At 60.2% G+C, this 24,392-nt stretch carries 29 protein-coding genes; 18 read left to right on the top strand and 11 right to left on the bottom strand.

What is annotated here, in order from left to right; all coding sequences use genetic code 11:
• Positions 1-81: 81 nt before the first annotated feature.
• On the top strand, positions 82-825 hold the full coding sequence (locus NXC24_RS18680; RefSeq protein WP_104824651.1) for a thioredoxin family protein: 744 nt from the start codon (positions 82-84) through the stop codon (positions 823-825).
• Between the two features lie 328 nt (positions 826-1,153).
• Positions 1,154-1,555 (top strand): DUF2794 domain-containing protein, encoded by a 402-nt coding sequence (locus NXC24_RS18675; protein ID WP_104824650.1) that lies wholly within the window; start codon positions 1,154-1,156, stop codon positions 1,553-1,555.
• Between the two features lie 15 nt (positions 1,556-1,570).
• On the opposite strand, the gene NXC24_RS18670 is transcribed toward NXC24_RS18675, so the two are convergent.
• The 4 genes from NXC24_RS18670 to NXC24_RS18655 form a co-directional block, all read right to left on the bottom strand.
• Positions 1,571-2,128, bottom strand: a complete 558-nt coding sequence (locus NXC24_RS18670; RefSeq protein ID WP_104824649.1) for a GNAT family N-acetyltransferase — start codon at positions 2,126-2,128, stop codon at positions 1,571-1,573.
• A 122-nt stretch (positions 2,129-2,250) separates the two neighbouring features.
• The gene (locus tag NXC24_RS18665; protein WP_104824648.1) at positions 2,251-2,991 is read right to left on the bottom strand and encodes a Bax inhibitor-1/YccA family protein; all 741 of its coding nucleotides are present in this window, start codon (positions 2,989-2,991) and stop codon (positions 2,251-2,253) included.
• A gap of 225 nt (positions 2,992-3,216) precedes the next feature.
• Entirely contained in the window at positions 3,217-5,760 is a 2,544-nt protein-coding gene (locus NXC24_RS18660; protein ID WP_104824647.1) for an ABC transporter permease, read from the bottom strand.
• Complete coding sequence (locus tag NXC24_RS18655; RefSeq protein ID WP_104824646.1) at positions 5,760-6,470, bottom strand: ABC transporter ATP-binding protein; 711 nt, start codon at positions 6,468-6,470, stop codon at positions 5,760-5,762. Before NXC24_RS18655 ends, NXC24_RS18660 begins: the two co-directional genes overlap by 1 nt.
• A gap of 74 nt (positions 6,471-6,544) precedes the next feature.
• On the opposite strand from NXC24_RS18655, the gene NXC24_RS18650 reads away from it, so the two are divergent.
• Together NXC24_RS18650 and thpR are read left to right on the top strand one after the other, a co-directional pair.
• Positions 6,545-7,195 (top strand): arylesterase, encoded by a 651-nt coding sequence (locus NXC24_RS18650; protein ID WP_104824645.1) that lies wholly within the window; start codon positions 6,545-6,547, stop codon positions 7,193-7,195.
• A 68-nt stretch (positions 7,196-7,263) separates the two neighbouring features.
• Positions 7,264-7,860 carry an RNA 2',3'-cyclic phosphodiesterase gene (gene thpR, locus NXC24_RS18645; RefSeq protein ID WP_104824644.1) on the top strand — a complete coding sequence of 199 codons (597 nt, stop codon included), beginning with the start codon at positions 7,264-7,266 and terminating at the stop codon, positions 7,858-7,860.
• On the opposite strand, the gene NXC24_RS18640 is transcribed toward thpR, so the two are convergent.
• A complete protein-coding gene (locus tag NXC24_RS18640; protein ID WP_104824643.1) occupies positions 7,791-8,273 on the bottom strand; it encodes a low molecular weight protein-tyrosine-phosphatase in 483 nt (160 codons plus the stop codon). The two genes, thpR and NXC24_RS18640, sit on opposite strands and share 70 nt — an antisense overlap.
• 36 nt (positions 8,274-8,309) lie before the next feature.
• Here NXC24_RS18640 and NXC24_RS18635 point away from each other — a divergent pair, with 36 nt between their 5' ends.
• The 5 genes from NXC24_RS18635 to NXC24_RS18615 all read left to right on the top strand — a co-directional run bounded on the left by NXC24_RS18635 (position 8,310) and on the right by NXC24_RS18615 (position 11,900).
• Positions 8,310-8,615 carry a 4a-hydroxytetrahydrobiopterin dehydratase gene (locus NXC24_RS18635; RefSeq protein WP_104824642.1) on the top strand — a complete coding sequence of 102 codons (306 nt, stop codon included), beginning with the start codon at positions 8,310-8,312 and terminating at the stop codon, positions 8,613-8,615.
• Between the two features lie 66 nt (positions 8,616-8,681).
• Positions 8,682-9,071 carry a YkvA family protein gene (locus NXC24_RS18630; protein WP_104824641.1) on the top strand — a complete coding sequence of 130 codons (390 nt, stop codon included), beginning with the start codon at positions 8,682-8,684 and terminating at the stop codon, positions 9,069-9,071.
• Between the two features lie 332 nt (positions 9,072-9,403).
• Complete coding sequence (locus tag NXC24_RS18625) at positions 9,404-9,967, top strand: invasion associated locus B family protein (protein WP_104824640.1); 564 nt, start codon at positions 9,404-9,406, stop codon at positions 9,965-9,967.
• 263 nt (positions 9,968-10,230) lie between these two features.
• Positions 10,231-11,466, top strand: coding sequence for a 23S rRNA (adenine(2503)-C(2))-methyltransferase RlmN (gene rlmN, locus NXC24_RS18620; protein WP_104824639.1), 1,236 nt, complete (start codon positions 10,231-10,233; stop codon positions 11,464-11,466).
• A gap of 5 nt (positions 11,467-11,471) precedes the next feature.
• Entirely contained in the window at positions 11,472-11,900 is a 429-nt protein-coding gene (locus NXC24_RS18615) for a hypothetical protein (protein WP_104824638.1), read from the top strand.
• Here NXC24_RS18615 and NXC24_RS18610 read toward each other — a convergent pair.
• Entirely contained in the window at positions 11,884-12,525 is a 642-nt protein-coding gene (locus NXC24_RS18610) for a LysE family translocator (RefSeq protein ID WP_104824637.1), read from the bottom strand. The two genes, NXC24_RS18615 and NXC24_RS18610, sit on opposite strands and share 17 nt — an antisense overlap.
• Before the next feature lie 65 nt (positions 12,526-12,590).
• Entirely contained in the window at positions 12,591-13,445 is an 855-nt protein-coding gene (locus NXC24_RS18605) for an SDR family NAD(P)-dependent oxidoreductase (protein WP_104824636.1), read from the bottom strand.
• A gap of 41 nt (positions 13,446-13,486) precedes the next feature.
• Here NXC24_RS18605 and NXC24_RS18600 point away from each other — a divergent pair, with 41 nt between their 5' ends.
• From NXC24_RS18600 to NXC24_RS18590, 3 genes are all read left to right on the top strand, one after another.
• Entirely contained in the window at positions 13,487-13,777 is a 291-nt protein-coding gene (locus tag NXC24_RS18600; protein ID WP_281060654.1) for a type II toxin-antitoxin system ParD family antitoxin, read from the top strand.
• A complete protein-coding gene (locus tag NXC24_RS18595) occupies positions 13,774-14,064 on the top strand; it encodes a type II toxin-antitoxin system RelE/ParE family toxin (RefSeq protein ID WP_104824635.1) in 291 nt (96 codons plus the stop codon). The genes NXC24_RS18600 and NXC24_RS18595 overlap by 4 nt, the downstream gene beginning before the upstream one ends.
• A 123-nt stretch (positions 14,065-14,187) precedes the next feature.
• On the top strand, positions 14,188-15,411 hold the full coding sequence (locus NXC24_RS18590; protein WP_104824634.1) for an argininosuccinate synthase: 1,224 nt from the start codon (positions 14,188-14,190) through the stop codon (positions 15,409-15,411).
• A gap of 76 nt (positions 15,412-15,487) precedes the next feature.
• Here NXC24_RS18590 and NXC24_RS18585 read toward each other — a convergent pair whose 3' ends face one another.
• A complete protein-coding gene (locus tag NXC24_RS18585) occupies positions 15,488-15,970 on the bottom strand; it encodes a MarR family winged helix-turn-helix transcriptional regulator (protein ID WP_104824633.1) in 483 nt (160 codons plus the stop codon).
• 159 nt (positions 15,971-16,129) lie between these two features.
• Here NXC24_RS18585 and NXC24_RS18580 point away from each other — a divergent pair, with 159 nt between their 5' ends.
• Positions 16,130-16,771 carry a LysE family translocator gene (locus tag NXC24_RS18580; RefSeq protein WP_104824632.1) on the top strand — a complete coding sequence of 214 codons (642 nt, stop codon included), beginning with the start codon at positions 16,130-16,132 and terminating at the stop codon, positions 16,769-16,771.
• 100 nt (positions 16,772-16,871) lie between these two features.
• Entirely contained in the window at positions 16,872-18,935 is a 2,064-nt protein-coding gene (locus tag NXC24_RS18575) for a M3 family metallopeptidase (RefSeq protein WP_104824631.1), read from the top strand.
• A gap of 100 nt (positions 18,936-19,035) precedes the next feature.
• Here NXC24_RS18575 and NXC24_RS18570 read toward each other — a convergent pair whose 3' ends face one another.
• Complete coding sequence (locus tag NXC24_RS18570; protein WP_104824630.1) at positions 19,036-19,500, bottom strand: MarR family winged helix-turn-helix transcriptional regulator; 465 nt, start codon at positions 19,498-19,500, stop codon at positions 19,036-19,038.
• 119 nt (positions 19,501-19,619) lie between these two features.
• On the opposite strand from NXC24_RS18570, the gene NXC24_RS18565 reads away from it, so the two are divergent.
• The 4 genes from NXC24_RS18565 (at position 19,620) to ppa (ending at position 23,718) form a co-directional block, all read left to right on the top strand.
• Positions 19,620-20,303, top strand: coding sequence for a glutathione S-transferase family protein (locus NXC24_RS18565; RefSeq protein WP_104824629.1), 684 nt, complete (start codon positions 19,620-19,622; stop codon positions 20,301-20,303).
• Positions 20,304-20,541: 238 nt separating this feature from the next.
• A complete protein-coding gene (typA, locus tag NXC24_RS18560) occupies positions 20,542-22,359 on the top strand; it encodes a translational GTPase TypA (RefSeq protein ID WP_104824628.1) in 1,818 nt (605 codons plus the stop codon).
• 207 nt (positions 22,360-22,566) lie between these two features.
• Positions 22,567-23,073: a GNAT family N-acetyltransferase gene (locus NXC24_RS18555; protein WP_104824627.1), complete on the top strand. Its 507-nt coding sequence runs from the start codon at positions 22,567-22,569 to the stop codon at positions 23,071-23,073.
• A gap of 111 nt (positions 23,074-23,184) precedes the next feature.
• A complete protein-coding gene (ppa, locus tag NXC24_RS18550) occupies positions 23,185-23,718 on the top strand; it encodes an inorganic diphosphatase (RefSeq protein ID WP_028751314.1) in 534 nt (177 codons plus the stop codon).
• On the opposite strand, the gene NXC24_RS18545 is transcribed toward ppa, so the two are convergent.
• The gene (locus tag NXC24_RS18545; RefSeq protein ID WP_104824626.1) at positions 23,719-24,033 is read right to left on the bottom strand and encodes a DUF167 domain-containing protein; all 315 of its coding nucleotides are present in this window, start codon (positions 24,031-24,033) and stop codon (positions 23,719-23,721) included.
• A complete protein-coding gene (locus NXC24_RS18540; protein ID WP_028751312.1) occupies positions 24,030-24,323 on the bottom strand; it encodes a YggT family protein in 294 nt (97 codons plus the stop codon). The genes NXC24_RS18545 and NXC24_RS18540 overlap by 4 nt, the downstream gene beginning before the upstream one ends.
• Positions 24,324-24,392 lie beyond the last annotated feature (69 nt).

The raw sequence follows: 24,392 nt of genomic DNA, 5'->3' as shown, positions 1-24,392 counted from the left end.
CGGACATCCTGAGAAGCGCGACGCGGTTTCGGGTTCCTGCCAGCACAAGGCCTTCAAGGTCTGAGAAAGAGGTACAACGGCATGCGCTTACGGTTTTTGGTTCCACTTCTAGCAGGCATCGCGCTCGCAAGTTCGCTGCATGCGCAGGAGCTTGCCAAAATCAAAGGCGTCGTCGAACTCTTCACGTCTCAGGGCTGCGCCTCCTGTCCGCCGGCCGATGCTGCATTTGAGAAGCTGATCCGCCAGGGCGACGTCGTCGCGCTCGCCTATCACGTCGACTACTGGAATTATCTCGGCTGGAACGACACGATGGCCTCCAAGGACAATACGGCCCGGCAATATGCCTATGCCCGTACGCTCGGCCGCAGTGGGGTTTATACGCCGCAGGCGATCATCAATGGCCGTGATCACCTAAACGGTGCGGATCTAAACGCCATCAACTTCAAGCTCGACGATTTCCAGCGCCAGGGCAAGGGTCTGACGGTTCCCGTCAGTGCCGCCATGAAGGGTGACGAACTGGAGATCAAGATCGGCGCAGGCCAGGGCCGGGCAAATGTGGTCGTCGCCTATTTCGATAGGGAACAGCAGGTTTCGCCGAAGGCCGGCGAGAACAACGGCCAGCAGATCACTTATCTGCACGCGGTTTCGGACATTGAAACAGTCGGCATGTGGGACGGCAAGGCCTTGAATGTCGTGTTGCCCGCCAATGTGTTGGATAAGGCCGGTCGGCGCGGCCTGGCGGTTCTGTTGCAGTCGTCGACGCCATCGGGCGACCCGGCGGCGATCATCGGCGCGACCGTCCTGACGGCCGGGACCGACGGCTGATCTGCATTTTTCCGACGTCAGTCGAAAGGCTCCATTTCGGCTGGCGCCAAAGTTCTGTTTCGGCTTTGCCGAAAGGAGGAGAGTGCCCGGCGAGGGCGCATTCGGGGCTGGGGTTCGGTCGATACGCCCCGGCCGGGCCGTTTGGCGCGGCGGCGCCAAACCGATCCCTATAGTTCCGGTAAATGGGGCTTCGTTTTGACTGAAATGCGGCGCAGCCAAGATGCTTTGCTCGAAGCGCAAGAAATTGTGAGTGCCTCTTGGTCTTGCAATTTGCCGTGGCTGAGGCAAACTGTCATCTTCTTGTCATGACACAACCCCTGGGGGATTGATGACTGATCAGCCGGAATTGCGACACGGCGAAAGCCGTTCCGTCGACACCACTTCTTCCGTCGTCGTTGATCTCAGAGAATATAAACAGAGCAAGGACCCGCTGCCGGTGACTTTCCACCGCAGGGAGCTGGACGCAATTCTGTGGATCTACGGCCGCATGGTCGGCGAGGGTGAATGGCGTGACTACGCCCTCGACCATCTCAGGGAAAAGGCGGTTTTCTCGGTCTTCAAGCGCTCCGGCGAGCTGCCGCTCTTCCGCATCGAGAAAAACCCGAAGCTCGCCGCCAAACAGGGCGCGTTTTCCGTAATCAGTACCAATGGCATGATCCTGAAGCGCGGCCACGACCTGACGCAGGTGCTGAAGGTTTTTGATAAGCAGCTCAAGCTGGTGGAGAAGTGATCTTCGCCTGCTGCGCTATTCGCTGAATAGCGTTCCCGGATAGACTGATGGATCGGGGTCAGTTTCCATACCTTCGCCCAGCGGCTTCTGCATCAGCATCGTGTCCAGCCAGCGGCCGTGCTTGTAGCCGGTACCCTTCAACAGGCCTGTCTCGGTAAAACCGGCGGCGCGGTGAAGGGCGACGGAGGCCGGGTGGGCGCCGCCAATGACGGCGATCATCTGGCGGAAGCCGAGGCTCTGGCAGGTTTCCACCAGATTTGCCAGCAGCGCCTTGCCGATGCCGCGGCCCCGGGCTTCGGGCGCGAGATAGATCGAATCCTCCACCATCCAGCGATAGGCCGGCCGCGTGCGGAATGCGGAGGCATAGGCATAGCCGAGGAAGGCTCCGTCTTCGTCTTCGGCGGCGATATACGGGTAGCCCTTGTCACGGATCGCCTGGAAGCGGCCTGCCATCTCCTCTTCGCCCGGCGGAACGATCTCATAGCTTGCGGTGCCGTTCAAAACGGAGTCGCGGTAGATGGCGGTGATGAAGGGAAGGTCGGCTGAGGTGGCGTTGCGAAGGCGGAAGGACATCTGGGTTTTATTGCCTGATCTGCGATTTCAATGGCGGATAATAAAGCCGTGTCCGAAGCAGCAAGGCAAACAGAAAAGGCGGCCGGAGCCGCCTTTTCGAAGGATCATTCATGTCGCATGAGTTATTTGCGGTTGCCCATGAACTGCAGCAGGAACATGAACAGGTTGATGAAGTCGAGGTAGAGCGTCAGCGCGCCCATGATCGCCTTGCGGCCAGCAACGGCGACGTCGTCGGCTTCATAGTACATTTCCTTGATCCGCTGCGTATCCCAGGCGGTCAGGCCTGCGAAGATCAGCACGCCGATCACCGAGATGGCGAACTGCAGAGCGGACGAATGCAGGAAGATGTTGACGAGCATCGCGATGATCAGGCCGAAGAGACCCATCATCAGGAACGAGCCCATCGCCGAAAGGTTACGCTTCGTCGTGTAGCCGAACAGCGACAGCGCGCCGAAGGAGGCGGCGGTCACGAAGAAGGTCTGCACGACGCTCTGGCCGGTGTAGATGATGAAGATCGACGACAGCGACAGGCCCACCAAAGCGGCATAGACCCAGAAGGTCGTCGTCGCGGCGGCCACGCTCATGCTATTGATCCTGAAGCTCAGGAAGAACACCATCGCCAAGGGAGCGAGGATGACGACCCAACGCAGCGGGCTCAGGTAGATCGCCTGGCCGAAAGCTGTGATCTGCCCGTCAGCGAAGGCGAGCGAAAATGCGAAATAGGCGGCCAAACCCGTGATCGCCAGACCCAGCGCCATCAGGTTATAGACCTTGAGCATGTAAGCTCGAAGGCCCTCATCTATCATCGCACCGGTTTGCGCGCCGCTGGGCGCCCGGTTTTGGTAATTGCGAAAGTCAGCCATGTTTTCCTCTTTCAAGCTCCGATGTGAGTAGCGTGTCGGGCACTTGGTCCCAGGCGCCGCTGCGGAGCTCCAGCATGCCTGCACAGAATATGAGGCTTTCACGCCCCATGCACAAGAGCTAAGCGGCGGCGGCAGGGTTAAATCGGCGTAATATCGGGCTATTTCCCGACGCTCGGTTAATGCCTCGGGCGCCTTGGCGGCGCAGACTTTTTCAGGTTCTTGCGCTCAGAGTTCGCGCAGGACAGGCGCTGCTTTCTGGCCAAGAATGCGCCAAGTGCCCACCAGCCCGATCCCGACCGTCAACAGCAGAGCGATGATGAGGGTCGAGAAGGCGACATCCGGGAGGAAGGTCGACGGCAGGTGCATGATGCGGCTGACGATGTACCAGGCCGCGACGGAACCGGCGAGCAGCGCGAAGACGGCGGTCGCCGCTCCCAGCATCAGATATTCATAGCTGAAGGCGCGGATCAGCATGGCTCGCGTCGCGCCGAGCGTCTTCAGCACGACCGCGTCATGGGTGCGTGCGCGGTTTCCCGCAGCAAGCGCGCCCGCAAGCACCAGCACGGATGCGATCAGCGCCACCGACGCCGCGGCGCGGATCGCGGCGGCAAGCTGGCCGACCAGAGTGTTGACGATATCGAGCGCATCCTTGACGCGGACGCTAGTGATCGTCGGATAGGTATTGGTGACATTCTTCAGGATCGCCGCTTCCTGCGCCGGCGTAGCAGAGGGGTCGGTGAGGGTTGCGAGCCACGCATGCGGCGCGCCCTTGAAGGTGTTCGGTGAAAAGATCATCACGAAATTGATGGACAGCGACTGCCACTGGACCTTGCGGAAACTGGCGATCTTGGCCGTCACGTTGCGGCCGAGCACGTTCACGGTCACGGTGTCACCGAGCCTCAAGCCGAGCGCCTTGCCTTCCTCATCGGAGAACGAGACGAGCGGTTCGCCGCCATAATCCTTGCCCCACCATTGCCCTTCGGTAAGGGCGGCGTTCTCCGGGAGAGTCTCGGCATAGGTGATGCCGCGGTCGCCGCGCAACACCCATTGGCCGGCCGGGGGTACCTTCCTCTTGGTCACGTCCTCGCCATTGAAGGCGACGATGCGGCCGCGCAGCATCGGCACTTCGACGAGCTTGCCCTCGGGCGCCTGCGCCTGCACGACCTTGCGGAAGCCGTCGAGCTCCGAACCCTGGATATCGACGAAGAAGAAGTTCGGCGCCTGCTCGCTCATGCGTCCGGTCAGCTCCTGGCGCATATTGCCGTCGATCAGCGTCAAGGTCACAAGGAGCGCCAGGCCGAGGCCGAGCGAGAGGACCACGGAGGCGGTGAGCGCGCCCGGCCGATGAATATTGCCGATCGCCAGACGGAGTGCCGGCGAATGGACGCGCGGGCTGCGGCGGGCGAGCCACGACAACAGGGTCGCGACGGCGCGCAGCACGACGAAGGCGACGGCGATGGAAACGATGAAGACGACGGCGATGAAGCGGTCATAGGCGGTGTATATCGCAAGTGCCGACAGTGCTGCCATCAGCAGGCCGGCGGCGAGCAGGTAGGGCCAGCTTGGCAGGCGGCGAGCCTCGAAGCCCTGTTCGCGGAAGAGCGCCGTCGCCGGCACTTCGCGGGCATGGCCGAGCGGCAGGATGGCGAAGGCGAGCGTCGTCAGCAGGCCGAAAAGCGCTGCAAGCGTCAGAGGGCCGGGATAAAGCCGCGGCGCGGTCGAAATCGGCAGGAATTCGGCCATGAACTGCGAGGCGAGCAATGGCGCGATGGCACCAAGGATCAGGCCGACGGCTATGCCGGCCAGCGCAAGCAGGGCGATCTGGATCAGGTAGATCATCACGACGACCAATGCCGGTGCGCCAAGGCATTTGAAGGTGGCGATGGTGGTGCGCTTGGAATCGAGGAAAGCGCGCACGGCGTTGGCAACACCGACGCCGCCGACGATGAGCGCGGTAAGGCCGACCAGGGTCAGGAATTGCGAGAAGCGGGTGATGTTGTCGGCGAGCGCGGGTGCTGCCCGGCTGCTCGTTCGGATCGACCAGCCGGCTTGCGGGAAAGCGGTATTGGCGCGGGCGGCGATGTTGTCCAGGCCATTGGCGGGATCGTCCATGCGGATCTTGTAGACCTGTTCGACAAGGCTCCCGGTCGTGATCAGGCCCGAGGCGACCAAAGCGTCACGGCTGGTGAGCAATCGCGGCGCAAAGCCGAAACCTTCGGATACCGAATCCGGCTCGGTCTTCACCGTGCCTGTGATCCGGAGCCTGGCGTTGCCGAGCAGCAGTTCGCTGCCGATTTTGAGGTTCAGCCGTTCCAGCAGCAGGGGAGCGACGACGGCGCCATAGGCCCCGTCCTTGGCAGTGAGCAGCGTTGATAGCGGCTGATCCGGATCGGCCACGAAGGTGCCGTAGAGCGGGTAGGCGCCGTCAACCGCCTTGACCTCGACCAGGGCCTGATCGGAACCGTCGGGCAGTCGGGCCATGGAGCGCAGGCCGGTGGATTGGGAGAGCTGGCCGAGGCTGTTGAGATAGGCGAGTTCGTCCGGCGTCGCCGCGCGATTGTTGAGCTCGAAACGGACGTCGCCGGCAAGCAGCGACTGGCCCTGCGTCGAGATCGCGTCGGTGATCGAGCGCGAGACGGAGTTGACGGCGGCGATTGCGCCGGTGCCGAGGGCGATGCAGGCGAGGAAAATATAGAAACCGCCGAGACCGCCGCGCAATTCGCGCAGCGCCAGACGAAAGGCAAGCGTCAGGCGCGCTCCCGCCGCCATCACGCTATCGCCGCCTGATTGGCCCGCGCGCGGGCGCTGTCACCCTCGATTTCGCCGGAGCGAACGTGGATCTGGCGGGAGCAGCGGGCGGCAAGCGCCGGATCATGGGTGACGAGCAGCAGCGTCGTGCCGCGCTCGGCCTGCTGGGCGAAAAGCAGGTCGGCGATCTGCCGGCCGGTATCGGTATCGAGATTGCCCGTCGGCTCATCGGCGATCAAAAGGGCGGGTGACGGGGCGAGCGCGCGGGCGATCGCCACGCGTTGCTGTTCGCCGCCTGAAAGCTGGCCGGGATAATGGCTCAGCCGCTCGCCGAGGCCGACGGCCTGCAATTCGCGCCGGGCGATGTCGAAGGCGTCGCGAACATTGGCCAGCTCCAGCGGCACGGCGACATTTTCCAGCGCCGTCATATTGGCGATGAGATGGAAGGACTGGAACACGATGCCGATATTGCGACCGCGGAAATCGGCGACGCGGTCTTCGCTCAGGCTATGCAGGGGCGTGTCGCGGATCAGGAGCTCGCCGCTGTCGAGCTTTTCGAGGCCGGCGAGCACCATCAGCAACGTCGACTTGCCGGACCCGGAGGGGCCGACGATGCCGACGGATTCGCCTTCGGCAACGGTGAGGTCGATGCCTTTCAGTACGTGGACGGAGGCGGCGGCGTTGCCGAGCGTCAAATCCGCCTTCTTCAGCTCGATGATGGTTTTTGCCAATGCGAACGCCCTATATACGTCAGAGACCACGGCGGGCGCGATTTGGCCCTCACGGCGAATTTAGGGAATGGATCATGAGTTTTAAAGTTGCCGCGTTTCACTTCGCTGTCATTGTTTTCGGTCTTTTCTTTGGCGCGGCCGGTGCAGCCGATGCACGAACGATCCAACTGGTTGGTCTCGGTGACAGCCTCATGGCCGGCTATCAACTGCCGCCGGGCGATGGATTTCCCGCCAAGCTGGAGGCGGTGCTGAAGGCCAAGGGGCTGGATGTGGTGATTGCCGATGCCGGCGTGTCCGGAGATACCAGCTCCGGCGGCCTGTCGCGCATCGACTGGTCGGTACCGGACGGAACCGACGGCGTGATCCTCGAACTCGGCGCCAACGACGCCTTGCGCGGCATCCCGCCCGAACAGACGGAAAAGAACCTCGACACCATCATCAGCCGGCTGAAGGAGCGCAACATTCCCGTCCTGCTCGCCGGCATGCTGGCGCCACCGAACATGGGTCCGGACTATGCGGCCAAGTTCAACCCGATCTACAAGCGGCTTGCCGACAAGTATCAACTGCCGCTCTATCCATTTTTTCTCGATGGCGTCGCGACGCATGCCGACTTACAATTGAGCGATGGCATGCATCCGAACCCGCAGGGTGTCGATGTGATGGTGCAACGTTTCCAGCCTGCGGTGACGAGTTTCATTGGGACGATTGTCGCACATGCGAAATAGGTGCTTGCACCGGCTGCAATTGCATGATTCCCTGTTGTTATCTGCAAGAGATTCGGGGAGTGCTCGTTATGCCGAGACTTTTTACCGCCCTCGAAATTCCGCGCAACGCGGCGATGAGCCTTTCGTTGTTGCGCGGCGGTCTTCCCGGAGCCCGGTGGATCGACGTTGAAAATTATCACATCACTTTGCGTTTCATCGGCGATGTCGACGGTCGTACCGCCGATGAAATCGTCGAGCGACTGGACCGCATCGACCGGCCGGAATTCCAGCTCCGGTTGGAAGGCATCGGTTCCTTCGGCTCGAAGAAGCCGCATTCGGTCTGGGCCGGCGTCACGCAGACGCCCGATATGTACGCACTGCAGGGCGAAATCGAACGCATCTGCCAGCGCATCGGCCTGCCGCCGGACCCGCGCAAGTTCACACCGCATGTCACGCTCGCGCGGCTGAAGTCGTCGCGGGTCGATGATGTCGTGCACTATCTCTCCGGTCGCGGTAACTTCTACACCGCGCCGTTCACGGTAGGACGCTTCGTGCTGCTGTCATCGCGCGAATCGGTTGGCGGCGGTCCCTATCTCACCGAAGAGGTCTTCCCGCTTCACGAGGCTCGCAGCGCTTTTCCCGCCAAGGGCAACAGCGCGTTGCAGCCAGCCAAGAGCATGGTGTAGGTCGCTTCGAAGTCCTCGTGACCTCCGTAGTAGGGGTCCGGGATGTCTTTGCCGCTGCCAAGCGTGAAGGCGTTGAAGAGGTGCAGCTTGCCGAGCGTATCGGCAGGCGCGATCTTGCGCAAATTCTTCAAATTGTCTTGATCCATTGTCAGGATCAGGTCGAACCGATGAAAATCGGCTGCCTCGATGCGGCGTGCGCGTTGAGCGGAAATATCGACGCCGTGGTCCGACGCGACTTCCATGGAGCGGCGGTCCGGCCTCTCGCCCTGATGCCAGCTGCCGGTGCCGGCCGAATCGACCTCGAACTCGGAGCCTTGCCCGGCTTTGATCGCAAGATGCCGGAAGATGCCTTCGGCAAGGGGTGAACGGCAGATATTGCCGGCGCAAACAAACAGAATTTTGTGACGGTCCATAGTATCGTTCAACCGATAAAGAGGAGTGATATTGCCATGAAATACGAAAAGCTGGAACCGGCGGCAATCGATGAAAACCTGGCCGGCCTTAGCGGTTGGACCCTGGCGGCCGATCGCCTCTCCATGTCGAAGAGCTTCAAATTCCGCAATTTTGTCGAAGCTTTCGGCTTCATGACAGAGGCGGCCTTGGCGGCGGAAAAGTTCAATCATCATCCTGAATGGTTCAACGTCTATTCCCGCGTCGACGTGAAACTGACGACGCATGACGCCGGTGGCTTGACGGAGCATGACATTAAACTCGCCAAGGCGATGGAAAAGGCCGCGGCCCGGCGCGCCGATTGAATCGCAGGGGCCGATCACCATATGTCTGATGCGGCCCGGGAAGGGCTTCCTATAGGGATGAATGGAATGGATGACATCAAGTATGGGGAAATCCTGATGCCTGGTGACGAGGAGACCCAAGATCGGCAGGAGAAGACGGTGCGCAGCAAGTTCTGGCCGACCTTGCGCAAGGCAGCACGGTATATCCCGTTTTCCCGCGATGTCGTCGCGGCTTTCTATTGCGCGCTCGACCCGCAAACGCCGACGCGCGTCCGTGGCATTTTGCTGGCTGCCCTCGGCTATTTCGTCATGCCGGTCGACATCATCCCGGATTTCTTCGCCGTCATCGGCTTTTCGGATGATGTCGCGGTGCTGACGCTCGCCTTCGGCATGATCAAAGGCCACATCCGCCAGGAGCACTATGACGCCGCCGACCGGGCCTTGGCCGACGAGCCCGAGGCCGCAAAAGCGGCTTGATCCGCGTCCGATCGATGGCGACGGGATTCCTGCCGGGTTTCCAGACCTTTATGAGATCTTCCTGATTTTAGAGAGGTCAAACTCTTGCCCGAATCTTTCTGTCTTAAATCGATCCCATAGGATGGTGTTCCGCCATCCGGGTTTTCCAATTCCTCCTGATGCATTTCAGGCCCGGCTCCACATGGGCTGAAACGGCACAGATCAGGGGCAATTACCGCTCCGTTGACGGTTTGGTAACCTAAATAAAGTCAAAATAGGGCAGCTCACGAGCATAGGCGTGCGTTACTTGAAATCGCCTTGAGCTCTGGACCGCAAGAAATCGGCAGGAAACCATGTTTGTAAAAAGCTTCGCAATCGCCCTCTCTCTCGTTCTGGCCGGCACCGGCATCGCATCCGCGCAGACGAAGACCAAGAAGCAGGCAGCAGCGCCCGCACAGGCGCAGGCGGCGGCACCGGTGGCTCCGACGCGCATCCAGCAGTTCGACGCCTGGGGCGCCTATTCCTACCAGTCCGGGGCTGGCAAGGTCTGCTACGTTCTCTCCGTGCCGACAGCCAAGTTGCCGGCTTCCGGTATCGATCACGGCGACAACTTCTTCATCGTTTCCCAGCGTCCGGGTCAGAACATCTCCTATGAACCGCAGGCGATGATGGGCTATCCGCTCAAGGAAAATTCCAAGGTCGACGTCGTCATCGACAACAAGACCTTCGTGATGTTCACCAAGGACAAGGCGGCCTGGGTCGAGAATGCCGCGCAGGAGCCGGCGCTGGTCGCAGCGCTCAAGTCCGGCCATTCGCTGAAGGTCACCGCGACCTCGAAGAAGGGCACCGGCACCTCCTACACCTACTCGCTGAAGGGCGTCAGTGCCGCACTGAAGCAGATCGAAAGCTGCAAATAAGATCGATGATGCCGCGATCACGTCAAAGTGATCGCAGGTTCTGTCGAAACCGAAGCGATGAGGCCGGCCTGATGGCTGGCCTTTTGCTTTTCTTCAAGAGGGATGACGCGGGCTGAAATTAATGCTAAAGGCCGCCCCAACGAGCGGTGTATTCGCAATTTCTTGCCCCGCTACCAGATGAACCTTCTGATCTCAGTGCCTTGCCCGCGCCCGCAGCTTTCCGGCTTTGGGGCATCGCCGATATGAACCATTGGAATGATCCTATGTCCGCGATCGATGTCATGACCCCATCCAAGCTGAAGCCGATGCCCGTCTCGCAGCCGGTCGAGCTTTCGCCGAAGCCGTCGCTGATCGGCCTGACCCGCGAGGAAATGGGTGCGGCGCTCAAGGAAAAGGGCGTCTCCGACAAGCAGATCAAGATGCGCGTTAGCCAGCTCTGGAACTGGATCTATGTGCGCGGCGTCTCCGATTTCGATGCCATGGCGAATGTCTCCAAGGACATGCGCGAAATGCTGAAGACGCATTTCACCATCGCCCGGCCGGAGATCGTCGAAGAGCAGGTTTCCAATGATGGCACCCGCAAATGGCTGTTGCGCTTCCCGCCGCGCGGCGCCGGACGGCCGGTTGAAGTGGAGACCGTCTATATTCCGGAAGAGGGCCGCGGCACGCTCTGCATTTCCAGCCAGGTCGGCTGCTCGCTCACCTGTTCGTTCTGTCACACCGGCACGCAGCGCCTCGTCCGCAACCTGACGGCGGAGGAGATCCTGTCGCAGCTACTCCTGGCGCGCGACCGGCTCGGCGATTTCCCGGATCGCGAAGCGCCGCAAGGGACGATCATGCCCGCCGAAGGCCGCAAGGTCAGCAATATCGTGATGATGGGCATGGGCGAGCCGCTCTACAATTTCGACAGCGTCAAGACGGCGCTGCTGATTGCCTCCGATGGCGATGGCCTGTCGCTCTCCAAGCGCCGCATCACGCTCTCCACCTCCGGCGTCGTGCCGGAAATCTATCGCACCGGCGAGGAGATCGGCGTTATGCTGGCGATCTCGCTGCATGCGGTGCGCGACGATCTGCGCGACATGCTTGTGCCGATCAACAAGAAATATCCGCTGAAGGAATTGATGGACGCCTGCCGCGCCTATCCCGGCCTTTCGAACGCCCGGCGCATCACCTTCGAATATGTGATGCTGAAGGGCGTCAACGACAGCCTCGAGGATGCCAAGGGGCTGATCCAGCTCCTGAAGGGCATTCCGGCCAAGATCAATCTCATCCCCTTCAATCCTTGGCCGGGCACGAACTATCAGTGTTCGGACTGGGAGCAGATCGAGAAGTTTGCCGATTTCATCAATTCGGCCGGCTACGCCTCGCCGATCCGTACGCCGCGCGGCCGCGACATTCTCGCCGCCTGCGGCCAGTTGAAGTCGGAATCGGAGCGTATGCGCAAGACCGAACGGCTGGCCTTCGAGGCCATGATGATCGCCAACCATGGCGAGGATTGAGGTCGATGCTTCTCGGATTGCGCAGGCCGATGCGGCTCCTTTGGGGCTATCTCGGCGCCTGTGTTCTGATGGGCTTCGTGTTGGCTTGCGTCGCCGCCTGGACCATGCCGGGAACGGCCGCCCCTGAGCTCTTCGCCCTCACCGTCATGCTGACCAAGCTCGCGATGATCGTCAGCATCCTGCCATCGCTTGTCGTCATTGCGATTTTCGAATGGCGCGGCATGCGCCGTTGGTACGGTTACGCCATCTACGGCGCCTTGCTGTCAGCGTCGGCATCGGTTGTGATCTCGGGGAGCGTGGAACGGCCGCAAACCCTCAATCTGATCACCATCGTCGTTTGTTTTGCCTTTCTCGGAGCCGTCAGCGCCACCGTCTACTGGTGGATCGCCGGCCGGTTCGCTGGGCGCGGCCCCGCTCTCAGCGAGAATGGGTGAGGAAGATCTTCACTGCGAAGACCGAAAAGACGCTCGCAAAGGCGTAATCGAGGCCGCGCATGACGCCGCGGTTCTTCTGCAGCCAGGTCGACAGGCGGTCGGCGGCAAGCACGACGAGCGCGTTGACCGGCATGCCGATCATGATGAAGAAGAAGCCCAGGAACAGGAGCTTTTGCGTGACCGCCGGATCGCCCGCAGTGACGAACTGCGGCAGGAAGGTCATGAAGAAGATGATGACCTTCGGGTTCAGCAGATTGACCCAGAAGCCGGTGGAGATATTGGCGAGCGGAGTGCCCTTTGCCATATCCACCTTCTTGACCGACAGGCTGGAGCCGAAGCGGATCGCCTGGATCGCCAACCACAGCAGATAGCCGGCGCCACCGGTTTTCAGGATCGTGAAGGCGAGCGGCGAGGCGGTAATCAGTGCCGAAACGCCAAAAGCCACCAGGAATGTATGGACGACGATGCCGAAGCTGGTGCCGAGGACTACGAAAAGCGCTGCCTTCTTGCCCTGCGCCAATGCACGGCTGATCGACAGGGTCATATCGGGGCCGGGGGTTGCCGCAAGCAGCAGGCTGGCCGCCGAAAAAGCCAGAAGGGTCGTCAGGCTGGGTATGAAGTCCATGACATGCTCCGAAAGCCGGAAAAGAGTATCAGCGCTTTCTTATTCGGCTTTCGAGTATTTGCAAATCAATCCTTGTTTTCCAGGAATGCCTTGAATTTGTCGGCGTAGTCAGGATGCCAACGGGACAATGGCGGGCGGTTTTCGATGATATCGCCTGCGGCCCAGAGCATGCGGCGTTCGTCCGTCGACCGAGCAACATCATTGTCCGGGCAGAGGATGTAGAAATCGCCCCGCTCGAGGCTCTCCACCATGAAATCGACCGTCTGCTCCGGCGTCCAGGCTGCTTCAGGCTTTTCCTGGCGGTCGCCCTTGGTCAGGCCGGTAAAGACGAATCCGGGGATCAGGAGATGCGCCGATATCTTGGCGCCTGCGGTGTTGCGCAGCTCGTGCTGCAGCGCCTCGGTGAAGACCTTTACGCCGGCCTTGGAGACGTTATAGGCGGGATTGCCCGGCGGCGTGGTGATGCCCTGCTTCGAACCGGTGTTAATGATCAGGCCGGGCTTTCCATGGGCCAGCATGCCGGGTCCGAAGACGCGCGTGCCGTTGATGACACCCAGGAGATTGACGCCGAGAATGTTGTCCCAACCGGCCTGCGGGCTGAAGATCGAGGTTTCCGGCCCGATGCCGGCATTGTTCATCAGCACATGCACCCGGCCGAAATGCTGCAGGACGGCGCGTTCGAGAGCTTCGAGCTGTTCCTTATGGGCAACGTCGGTCTCGACGGCCATGATCTGGTCCACCCCGGCGATCGCTTCGAGCTCGGCGCGTGCAGCGGCCAGCCGGTCGCGGCCGAGATCGGCGATGGCGACGCTCATGCCGAGCTTTGCGAAATATTTCGCGGCCGCAAAGCCAATACCGGACGCGCCGCCGGTGATGACGGCGACATTGGATTTCTTGAAAATCTGTTGAATATCGGTCACGGACGGACGCCCTCCCAGGCATTGTTTGCTCGCAGCCGAATATGGTATTTTCCGAAACCAAGTCAAACCGGCTGGAGGTCGTGTCCGTGACAAAACATATGTCCGTAGAAATCGACGAGCAGATGGATGCGTTCATCGGCGAACAGATCAGCCACGGCAATTACGATTCGCCGAGCGAAGTCATCGACGCCGCGCTGCAACTGTTGCGTAGTAGGGCGGAAATAGAAGCAATCGCGGCTGCCATCGCGGAGGGGGAGGCATCGGGAGAGCCGGAGGAATTTGATTTCAACGGCTTTATCGAAAGAAAGCGAATGTTGCGCAATCAGCGATGAAGAAATTGATCTTTTCGCCCAAGGCAGCGTCCGATATCGATCAAATCTATGACTACACCGAGGAAAAATGGGGTTACCAGCAAGCGGAGGATTACGTCTTCGCCATGCGCGATCGTTGCCATGCCCTGCTCAACGGCACCGCGCGCGGTCGCAAAGTTGGCGGCATCAGATCGGACTACCTCGCTTTGGCCTACGGCTCGCACTTCATTATCTACAAAGACGGCGTCCAGACACTCACGATCGTCCCCATCCTTCATCGGCGAATGAATATCGGCGCGCACCTGTGACGCTGCTCCCGTACCACTCTGCCGCACTTCCCCTTGCGCCTCGCGATAATCTCGCTAAAAGTGCCGCGATACAGGGTTTGCGGGGCCTTTCCGCAGGCTCGCATTGAAACGGACCTCATCACCATGGCATCACATAAAGACGTGAAGAAAGTCGTTCTCGCCTATTCCGGCGGTCTCGACACCTCGATTATCCTGAAGTGGCTGCAGACGGAGCTTGGCGCAGAAGTCGTCACTTTCACCGCCGATCTCGGTCAGGGCGAAGAGCTGGAGCCGGCGCGCAAGAAGGCTGAGATGCTCGGCATCAAGGAGATCTACATCGAGGATGTGCGCGAAGAATTCGTGCGCGATTTCGTCTTCCCGATGTTCCGTGCCAATGCCGTCTATGAAGGCGTCTACCTGCTCGGCACGTCGATCGCTCGTCCGCTGATCTCCAAGCACCTGATCGATATTGCTCGCAAGACCGGCGCCGATGCGATCGCCCATGGCGCGACCGGCAAGGGCAACGACCAGGTTCGCTTCGAGCTTTCGGCCTACGCGCTGAACCCGGACATCAAGATCATCGCGCCGTGGCGCGACTGGTCGTTCAAGAGCCGCACCGACCTGCTCGAATTCGCCGAGAAGCATCAGATTCCGGTTGCCAAGGACAAGAAGGGCGAGGCGCCGTTCTCGGTCGATGCCAACCTGCTGCACTCCTCGTCCGAGGGCAAGGTTCTGGAAGATCCGTCGCAGGAAGCGCCGGAATATGTGCACATGCGCACGATTTCACCCGAGTCCGCTCCCGACAAGGCAACCGTCATCAAGGTCGGCTTCGAAAAGGGCGATGCCGTCTCGATCAACGGGCAGCGCATGAGCCCGGCGACGCTGCTCGCAACGCTCAACAATTACGGTCGTGACAATGGTATCGGTCGCCTCGACCTCGTCGAGAACCGCTACGTCGGCATGAAGTCGCGTGGCGTCTACGAAACCCCCGGCGGCACCATCCTGCTCGCCGCCCACCGCGCCATCGAATCCATTACGCTCGATCGCGGCGCAGCTCACCTCAAGGACGAGCTGATGCCCCGTTATGCCGAGCTGATCTACTACGGCTTCTGGTTCTCGCCGGAACGCGAAATGCTGCAGGCGCTAATCGACAAGAGCCAGGAGCATGTCGAAGGTGAAGTGACGCTGAAGCTTTACAAGGGCAACGTCATGGTCATCGGCCGCGAAAGCCCGAAGTCGCTCTATTCCGACAAGCTTGTCACGTTCGAAGACGATCAGGGCGCCTACGATCAGAAGGACGCTGCCGGTTTCATCAAGCTCAACGCGCTGCGCCTGCGCACGCTCGCCAAGCGCAATCTGTCGAAGTAATCAGCTTTGCGAATAAATACGAACCCGCTTCCGGTTGACGGAGGCGGGTTTTTCTTGCGCGCGCACAGGGCTGGATTTACTCCACGGGCCTTAATTCGCGCTCCATCTCCGCCGGCAGCTCTGCATTCTGCAGATTGCTGCGGAAGGTCCGGAGCGCATGATGGAGCTCGTCCTGCAGGCAATGATCGACGCCCTGTAGCGCGTCCTGCTCTACCGCGTAGATCTCGCAACCGATCTGCTTCAGCTTGGCGCTGGCCGTTTCCGACAACACGATGCGCTTGGCGCGGCGGTCGAGCGGATCGGGCTGACGCTCGATCAGGCCGCGCGCCTGCAGCTTGTCGAGGAAGGCGCTGACCGTCATCGGCTCCAACCCCATGCGAGTGGCAATATCGAGTTGCCGGCTGCCGTTGACGGCGGCGACCTGGATCAGCGTGCGTGCTTCCCCTGCCGTCAGACCTAGCCCCGCGACCATGATGCGCCGCTCGAAGGCCGCCCGCATTAGTCGGGCGCAATCCGCCACAAGAAAGGCAAGCGAATCCGTATCTATCCTGCTGCTCATAAGCGCTTCCCTACTTACGCTTGTTTTTAGGCCCCGATCAATCTTTATTGATTTCGCCCCCCGAATTCAATGGATTCTTGCCCTTTCAAGGGACTTGTTTAACTTGACCCGGTTAGATGCGTTGCTAATCTGTGCTGATAATCAGCGGGAACTTCCAATATGACGCAATCACTTATCGTCGGCGCCTTCCTGGCGGCGCTGTTCTATGTGCTTATTCCCGGACCGGCTTTCCTGGCTCTCCTCGGCATCGGCGCGGGGCAGGGGCGCAAGGCCGGCGCCTTCTTCATGAGTGGTCATCTCGTCGGGGACATCATTTGGTCGTCGCTCGCCTTGGTTGCAATCGTGGGAGCAAAAACTATCGGCACCGTCGTATTCGATCTGCTCGGATTGCTCTGCGGTTTCTATCTTGCCTGGATCGGCTGGAGTGCCGTCACCGCCAAGCCGAAGAAGGATGGCAAGGCCTTGCTCAATGTCGACCGTCCCTTCCGCCGTGGCCTGATCTTCGGCGTCACCAATCCGAAAGGATATCCCGTGGCGCTGGCAACCTTTACCGCGCTGGTGGCGGGTTCGGCCGGCGCATTGACGTTCAGCGCGCTGCCGCTGCTGCTCACCGTTTCTTTCGTCGGCTTCGTCACCGCCGACCTTATTCTCATCGGCATCATCGGCGCGGGCGCGGTCCGGCGGTTCTACCGCGCTCACGAGCGGCTGATCGTACGCTGCTCCGGCGTGCTGTTTATGGGTTTTGCGGCGCAGGCTTTGTGGCATGCGACGCCCGGCTTGCTCGGCTGGCGTAAGGCCTGACCATCATTCCTCATTATTTGTTCCGCCCTCGCCATACCAATTTGGCGGAGAGGGTCTTATATCGTGCTTCGATCAGACGCCTGCCGAAAGGATGCCTTGCATGTCTTCCCAAACCGCCGTCAACCCAGCGCTCGTCGAATGGACCGGACATCAGGGTCTGCCGCGGTTCGATGCCGTGAAAGACGCCGATTTTGCGCCTGCCTTTGACGCAGCGCTTGCGGCTCATGAGGCGGAAATCGATGCGATCGCTGATAACAGCGAGGCGCCGACCTTTGCCAACACCGTCACTGCGCTCGAAACCGCCGGTGACGAGCTGTCGCGGGTCTCCTCTCTATTCTGGAATCGGGCTGGGGCACATACCAATGAGGTGATCCAGGCCCTGGAGCGAGAGATCGCGCCGAAGATGTCGCGGCATTATTCGAAGATCGGCATGAATGCCGCACTATTTGCCCGCATCGATGCGCTATGGGAAGCGCGTGAGGAGCTTGGCCTGACCGTGGAAGAGACCCGCGTGCTGGAACGGCATTGGAAGGGTTTCGTGAAGTCGGGCGCCAAGCTCGCCAAGCCGGAGCAGGAACGGCTCGCCGCGATCAACGAGAAATTGGCGGGCCTCGGCGCGCAGTTCGGGCAGAATGTGCTTGCCGACGAAAAGGGCTGGGCGCTGATCCTCTCCGAAGAAGCTGACCTCGCTGGTCTTCCCGATTTCCTGAGGGACGCGATGGCCGCGGCGGCGCGCGAGCATGGCGAAGAAGGCAAATTTGCCGTCACTCTGTCGCGCTCGATCATAGAGCCGTTCCTGACATCGTCTGAGCGTCGCGATCTGCGCGAACAGGCTTTCAAGGCATGGGTAGCGCGCGGCGCCAATGGCGGCGAGACTGACAATGGCAAGATCATCAAGGAGACGCTGGCGCTGAGGGCAGAGAAGGCCGAGCTGCTCGGCTATGGCAACTTTGCCGAACTGAAGCTCGACAACACCATGGCGAAAACGCCGGAGGCGGTGAATGAACTTTTAAGGGCGGTCTGGGCGAAGGCGGCGGAGCGCGCTCGCGAGGAAGAGGGCGATATCGCCGCGCTGATCGCGGAGGAGGGCCGCAATCATGAGGTCATGCCCTGGGATTGGCGGCATTATGCCGAGAAGATCCGGACGCGGAAGTTCGATTTTTCCGAGACGGAATTGAAGCCCTATCTGCAGCTCGAAAAGATCATCGCAGCCTGCTTCGATGTCGCCGGCCGCCTTTTCGGCATCCGCGCCGTGGAGCAGAAGGGCGTTCCCGCCTATCATCCTGATGTGCGCGTCTTCGAAATCCGCGATCGCTCCGACAGGCTGGTGGCGCTCTTCCTCGGGGATTATTTCGCCCGCAATTCCAAGCGCTCGGGCGCCTGGATGAGCTCGTTCCAGTCGCAGCACAAACTGCCGCTGAAGAACGGTCATGTCGGCGAACTGCCGATCATCTATAACGTCTGCAATTTCGCCAAGCCGGCCGAAGGCAAGCCGGCGCTGCTGTCGCTCGACGATGCCCGCACGCTGTTTCACGAATTCGGCCATGCTCTGCACGGCATGCTCTCCAACGTCACCTATCCTTCGGTATCCGGCACCGGCGTTTCCCGCGATTTCGTCGAGCTGCCGTCGCAGCTCTACGAACACTGGCTGACCGTGCCGGCCATCCTCAGGGAATATGCCATCCATTACGAGACCGGCGCGCCGATGCCGCAAGCTCTGCTCGACAAGGTTCTGGCCGCCCGCACCTTCAATGCTGGCTTCAACACGGTGGAGTTCACCTCCTCGGCGCTGGTCGATATGGCCTTCCATACCCGCGGCGCCGTCGAGGACCCGATGGTGGTGCAGGCGGAAGTGCTCTCGGAAATCGGCATGCCGAATTCGATCGTCATGCGCCACGCCACGCCTCACTTCCAGCATGTGTTTTCCGGCGATGGCTATTCTGCCGGCTATTATTCCTACATGTGGTCGGAAGTGCTGGACGCCGACGCCTTCGCCGCCTTCGAGGAAACCGGCGATGCCTTCGATCCGGATATGGCCGGGAAACTGAAGGCCAATATCTATTCCGTCGGTGGCTCGATCGATCCGGAAGAGGCCTATAAGGCCTTCCGTGGCAAGCTGCCGAGCCCGGATGCGATGCTACGCAAAAAGGGATTGGCGGCTTGATTCTGGCCTTGGGTATGCAGCAAAAATCGGTCGCGAAAGGTCAACTTTTGCCACCGATTTATGCGGCGGCGTTTGGTTTGGATTGATTTTGTCTGGTCAATCAGGATGCGCGCGAAAGCACAGCTAACAACTCGGCTAGTTGATCGGCCTGGGCGTCATCTAGCTTATCGCCGAGGTGGCGCTGAAGGGCCGATGCATAGACGGCCCACATGCGGCTCTGCATGGCACTTCCTGCCTCGGTGATAACGACCCAGCGGCCTCGGCCGTCCTCGGAAAATATCTCGCGGTGGACAAAACCAGCCTTTTCCATCCGGTCGAGAAGGCGAGACAGATTATGTTGTGCCAGCAGCGTGCGCTCCTCAATCTCATAGGGTCGCAACCTGCCGCCCGTGGCCCGCGCCAGCTCCAGCAGTACGTCATACCAACCAAGCGGTGGCAGGTCTGCCGCCTTCAGATCCTGCTCGATCGCAGCAAGGACGATTTGCTGAGTCCGCATGAGGCGTACCCACGCTCGCGTGATGGCGGGCGAGGGCTTTAGGGATTCGAAATCTGATTTATCCGACATAGATGCAATTACATCTATATTGACCAATTTGGCAAGTGTGGATATAAATGCAGTTACATCTATTTTGGATGGAGATATTTCCGGCCCATTTGCCGGGTCAGGCAATAGGAGATCTGATCATGTCCGACGCAAAGCTGATCCTCGTCAGTCACCATCTTTGCCCCTACGTTCAGCGGGCCGTCATCACGCTTACTGAGAAGGCCGTGCCGTTCGAGCTCCGTTATGTCGATCTGTCGGCAAAGCCCGATTGGTTTCTCGCCATTTCTCCCCTCGGCAAGGTTCCCCTCCTTATCGTGCGGCAGGGCGATGGGGCAGAAACGGTTTTGTTCGAGAGCGCCGTGATCTGCGAATATCTTGAGGAAACCCAATCCGGCGCTCCACTCCATCCGGCCGATCCGCTGGCGCGTGCCCGGCATCGCGGTTGGATCGAGTTCGGCTCCTCCATCCTTTCGGATTTGTGGGGGCTTGAGACTGCCAAAGACGAAGGGATCTATGAGACGAAGCGCAAAGCGCTGATCGACAAGTTCGGTCGTGTCGAGGCTGAATTGGATGATGGACCGTTTTTCGCCGGCCGAGCATTCAGCCTGGTCGATGCGGTCTTCGCACCGATCTTCCGTTACTTTGACGTGTTCGATACCATCACGTCGACCGGCATATTTGATGCATTACCGCGTCTCGTGGCATGGCGCGCAGAATTGGCTTCGCGGCAAAGTGTGCGAGAGGCGGTGATGCAAGACTATCCCGATCGTCTCAAGGTATTCTTGAGGGATCACGAGGCGTGGCTGCTGAAACGCGCCGCCTGAAAGGTTGGAGGAATCCTGACTAAGGCGGCTGCCTACATCAGATATTGGCGACATCGCAGAACGAGGGTTTTTGCCATCAGTTGGCGCAAGGTTGACATATTCGTGACGCGCTGGGGCGAGCTTGCCGTTGCTTTCTTGCCTCCCCCCTTTCGCAAACGCGAAAAAAAGGGTATGAGCGCGCCAAATGTAATTGGCGTGTTCACTTCATACCGCGCCCCAGCCTCAGAGATACAAGATTATGGCACTTCGCAACATCGCGATCATCGCGCACGTTGACCATGGGAAAACCACCCTCGTTGACGAGCTTCTGAAGCAGTCCGGCTCCTTCCGCGAGAACCAGCGCGTTGCCGAACGCGTCATGGATTCCAACGATCTGGAAAAGGAACGCGGCATCACCATTCTCGCTAAGGCGACCTCGGTCGTCTGGAAGGATACCCGCATCAACATCGTCGACACCCCCGGCCACGCCGACTTCGGCGGTGAAGTCGAGCGTATTCTGTCGATGGTGGACGGCGCGATCGTTCTCGTCGATGCTGCCGAAGGCCCGATGCCGCAGACCAAATTCGTCGTCGGCAAGGCGCTGAAGGTCGGTCTTCGCCCGATCGTCGCGATCAACAAGATCGACCGTCCGGATGCCCGTGCCGACGAAGTCATCAACGAAGTCTTCGATCTCTTCGCCAATCTCGACGCCACCGACGAGCAGCTCGACTTCCCGATCCTTTACGGTTCCGGCCGTAACGGCTGGATGAACTATTCGCCGGAAGGCCCGAAGGATGAAGGTCTGGCGCCGCTGCTCGATCTCGTCGTCAAGCACGTTCCGGAGCCGACCGTCGGCGAAGGTCCTTTCCGCATGATCGGCACGATCCTAGAAGCCAACCCCTTCCTCGGCCGCATCATCACCGGCCGCATCCATTCCGGCTCGATCAAGCCGAACCAGGCCGTCAAGGTTCTGGGCGCTGACGGCAACCTGATCGAAACCGGCCGTATCTCGAAGATCCTTGCTTTCCGCGGCATCGAGCGCCAGCCGATCGAAGACGCGCAGGCAGGTGACATCGTCGCCATTGCCGGCCTTTCCAAGGGCACCGTCGCCGACACCTTCTGTGATCCGCAGGTCAATGAGCCGCTGATCGCGCAGCCGATCGACCCGCCGACCGTTACGATGTCCTTCATCGTCAACGACAGCCCCTATGCCGGCACCGAGGGCGACAAGGTCACCTCGCGCGTCATTCGCGATCGCCTGTTCAAGGAAGCCGAAGGCAACGTTGCGCTGAAGATCGAAGAAGCCGAAGGCAAGGACTCGTTCTACGTTTCCGGCCGCGGCGAATTGCAGCTTGCAGTTCTGATCGAAACCATGCGCCGCGAAGGCTTCGAGCTTGCCGTGTCGCGTCCGCGCGTCGTCATGCACAAAGACGAGAGCGGCCAGCTTCTCGAGCCGATCGAAGAAGTCGTCATCGACGTCGATGAAGAGCATTCCGGCATCGTCGTGCAGAAGATGTCGGAGCGCAAGGCCGAGATGGCCGAGCTGCGGCCTTCCGGCGGCAATCGCGTCCGTCTCGTATTCTTCGCACCGACCCGCGGCCTGATTGGCTATCAGTCGGAGCTTCTGACGGACACGCGCGGCACCGCCGTCATGAACCGTCTGTTCCATGACTACCAGCCGTACAAGGGCGAAATCGGCGGCCGCGTCAACGGCGTGCTGCTCGCCAACGAAGCCGGCGAAGCCGTGGCCTATGCCCTGTTCAACCTGGAAGACCGCGGCCCGATGATCATCGACGCCGGCGAGAAGGTCTATGCCGGCATGATCATCGGCATTCACAGCCGCGACAACGACCTCGAAGTCAACGTGCTGAAGGGCAAAAAGCTCACCAACATCCGCGCCGCCGGCAAGGATGAAGCCGTGAAGCTGACGCCGCCGATCCGCATGACGCTCGACCGCGCGCTCTCCTGGATCCAGGACGACGAGCTGGTCGAAGTCACGCCGAAGTCGATCCGCCTGCGTAAAATGTACCTCGATCCGAACGAGCGTAAGCGTTTCGAGAAGGCTCGCTACGCATAATAGCGCGACTTGTACCGCTTCGGACGAATTGACCCCGGCCCCTGTGCCGGGGTTTTATTTTGTGTGTTCGATTTTTGAGCCCTTGTCGCAAAGGTTAAAAATGCGTTAATTTTCAGCAGTCGTCCACAGGTAAAGACTGTGAACAAATCGTCTGTCCGCATGATTTGTGGATGGTTAATTTTCGCTGGCGGGACCAGAGTAGACGTTATGAAGACGTTGTCGATTGATGTTCGTCGGGCAGAACCGCATGATGCCCGAGCCATTTCCGAGGTGCACCGCCAGTCGTGGCAGTACACCTATACGGGCATCATTCCGCATCGCGCGCTCAGCCAGATGATCGAGCGCCGGGGCGAAGCCTGGTGGCGCAAGGCGACCAGCGGGCCGGCAACCCTTCTAGTCCTCGACGTCGCCGGCGAGATCGCCGGTTACGCCACGCTCGGCCTCAACCGCGCCCGCGCGTTGCCTCAGGAAGGCGAGATCTACGAACTCTATCTTCGCCCGGAATATCAGGGCATCGGCCTTGGCCGGCTTCTCTTCGGTGAAGCGCGCCGGCTCCTGAAATCGCTGGGGTGCAAGGGATTGGTCGTCTGGTGCCTCGAGGAAAACGAGAATGCGGACCGCTTCTATCGCGGCCAGGGCGGTGCCGATTTCTGCGAGGGCATCGAGACCTTCGATCGCAAGCAGCTCAAGAAGATCGGCTTCGTCTGGCCCTAAGGCGGCGGCTGCGATCATCCATTAAAATCCCGCATCGTCCCAATGCCTTGTTGCGTTGCGTCATGATTCCGATTATCTGGCTGCAGCAACCATCCTTATTAGGGGAGACGCATGCGCATCGACGCGATTTCCATTGGCAAGAACCCGCCCGAAGACGTCAACGTCATCGTTGAAGTTCCGGTCGGCGGTCATCCGATCAAGTATGAAATGGACAAGGATGCCGGCACGCTGGTTGTCGACCGTTTCCTCTACACGCCGATGACCTATCCGGGCAATTACGGCTTCGTTCCGCACACGCTCTCCGAAGACGGCGACCCGATCGACGTGTTGATCGCCAGCACCCGTCCGCTGGTTCCGGGCTGCGTTATCAACGTGCGCCCGATCGGCGTGCTGATGATGGAAGACAATTCCGGCAAGGACGAAAAGATCATCGCGGTTCCTTCGCCGAAGCTGACGCTGCGCTACGAAAAGGTCCGGGAATATACCGACCTGCCGGAAATTACCGTGAAGCAGATCGAGCATTTCTTCGAGCACTACAAGGATCTGGAGCCCGGCAAGTGGGTGAAGATCTACGGCTGGAAGGGCTCGAAGGAAGCCGGCGAACTCATTCTCGAAGCGATCGAGCGCGCCAAGAAGGCGAAGTGATCAGTTTTTCGCTATAGCGTTCAGCTTGCCTCTCAAATCCTCCGGGTCGCCATCGATCCGGAGGATTTTTTTACGGGCGGTGTCGCCGGAAATGAGGCTGATCGAGGATTTGGGGATGCCGAAGCTCTTGGCGAGAAGCGCGATCAGCGCCTTGTTGGCCTTGCCCTTTTCCGGCACGGCGGAGACCCTCGCCTTGAGATAGGCCTCGCCGTCGGCGCCGGTCTCGAACCCGTCGATTGCATCACGCCCGCCATTGGGCGTGAGCCGGACGGACAGTCTCACATGATCGGCAAAAATCTGCCAGGCTTCGCTCACCGGCCGACGAGCGGGTAAAGCGTGTTCCACATCAGGGAACGGAAGAAGAAGATGATCAGCAGCAGGATGATCGGCGAAATGTCGATGCCGCCGAGATCGGGCAGCACGCGCCGGATCGGACGAAGCGCCGGCTCCGTGACTGCATAGAGGAAACTTCCGACCGAGTTGACGAACTGATTGCTCGAATTGATAACATTGAATGCATAGAGCCATGAAAAAATAGCGCTGGCGATCAGCACCCAAGTATAAAGATTCAAAGCCAGATCAATGGTTTGAAATAAGGCGAGCATGTCCGTCTCCATTTCGCGGTTGACAGACATGTAGACATTGGCGACTTAACGGGCAAGTCCCATGCTTTG

The sequence above is a fragment of the Rhizobium sp. NXC24 genome (assembly GCF_002944315.1).
Lineage (GTDB): Bacteria > Pseudomonadota > Alphaproteobacteria > Rhizobiales > Rhizobiaceae > Rhizobium.
This window is presented reverse-complemented; position numbering and strand designations above follow the sequence as displayed.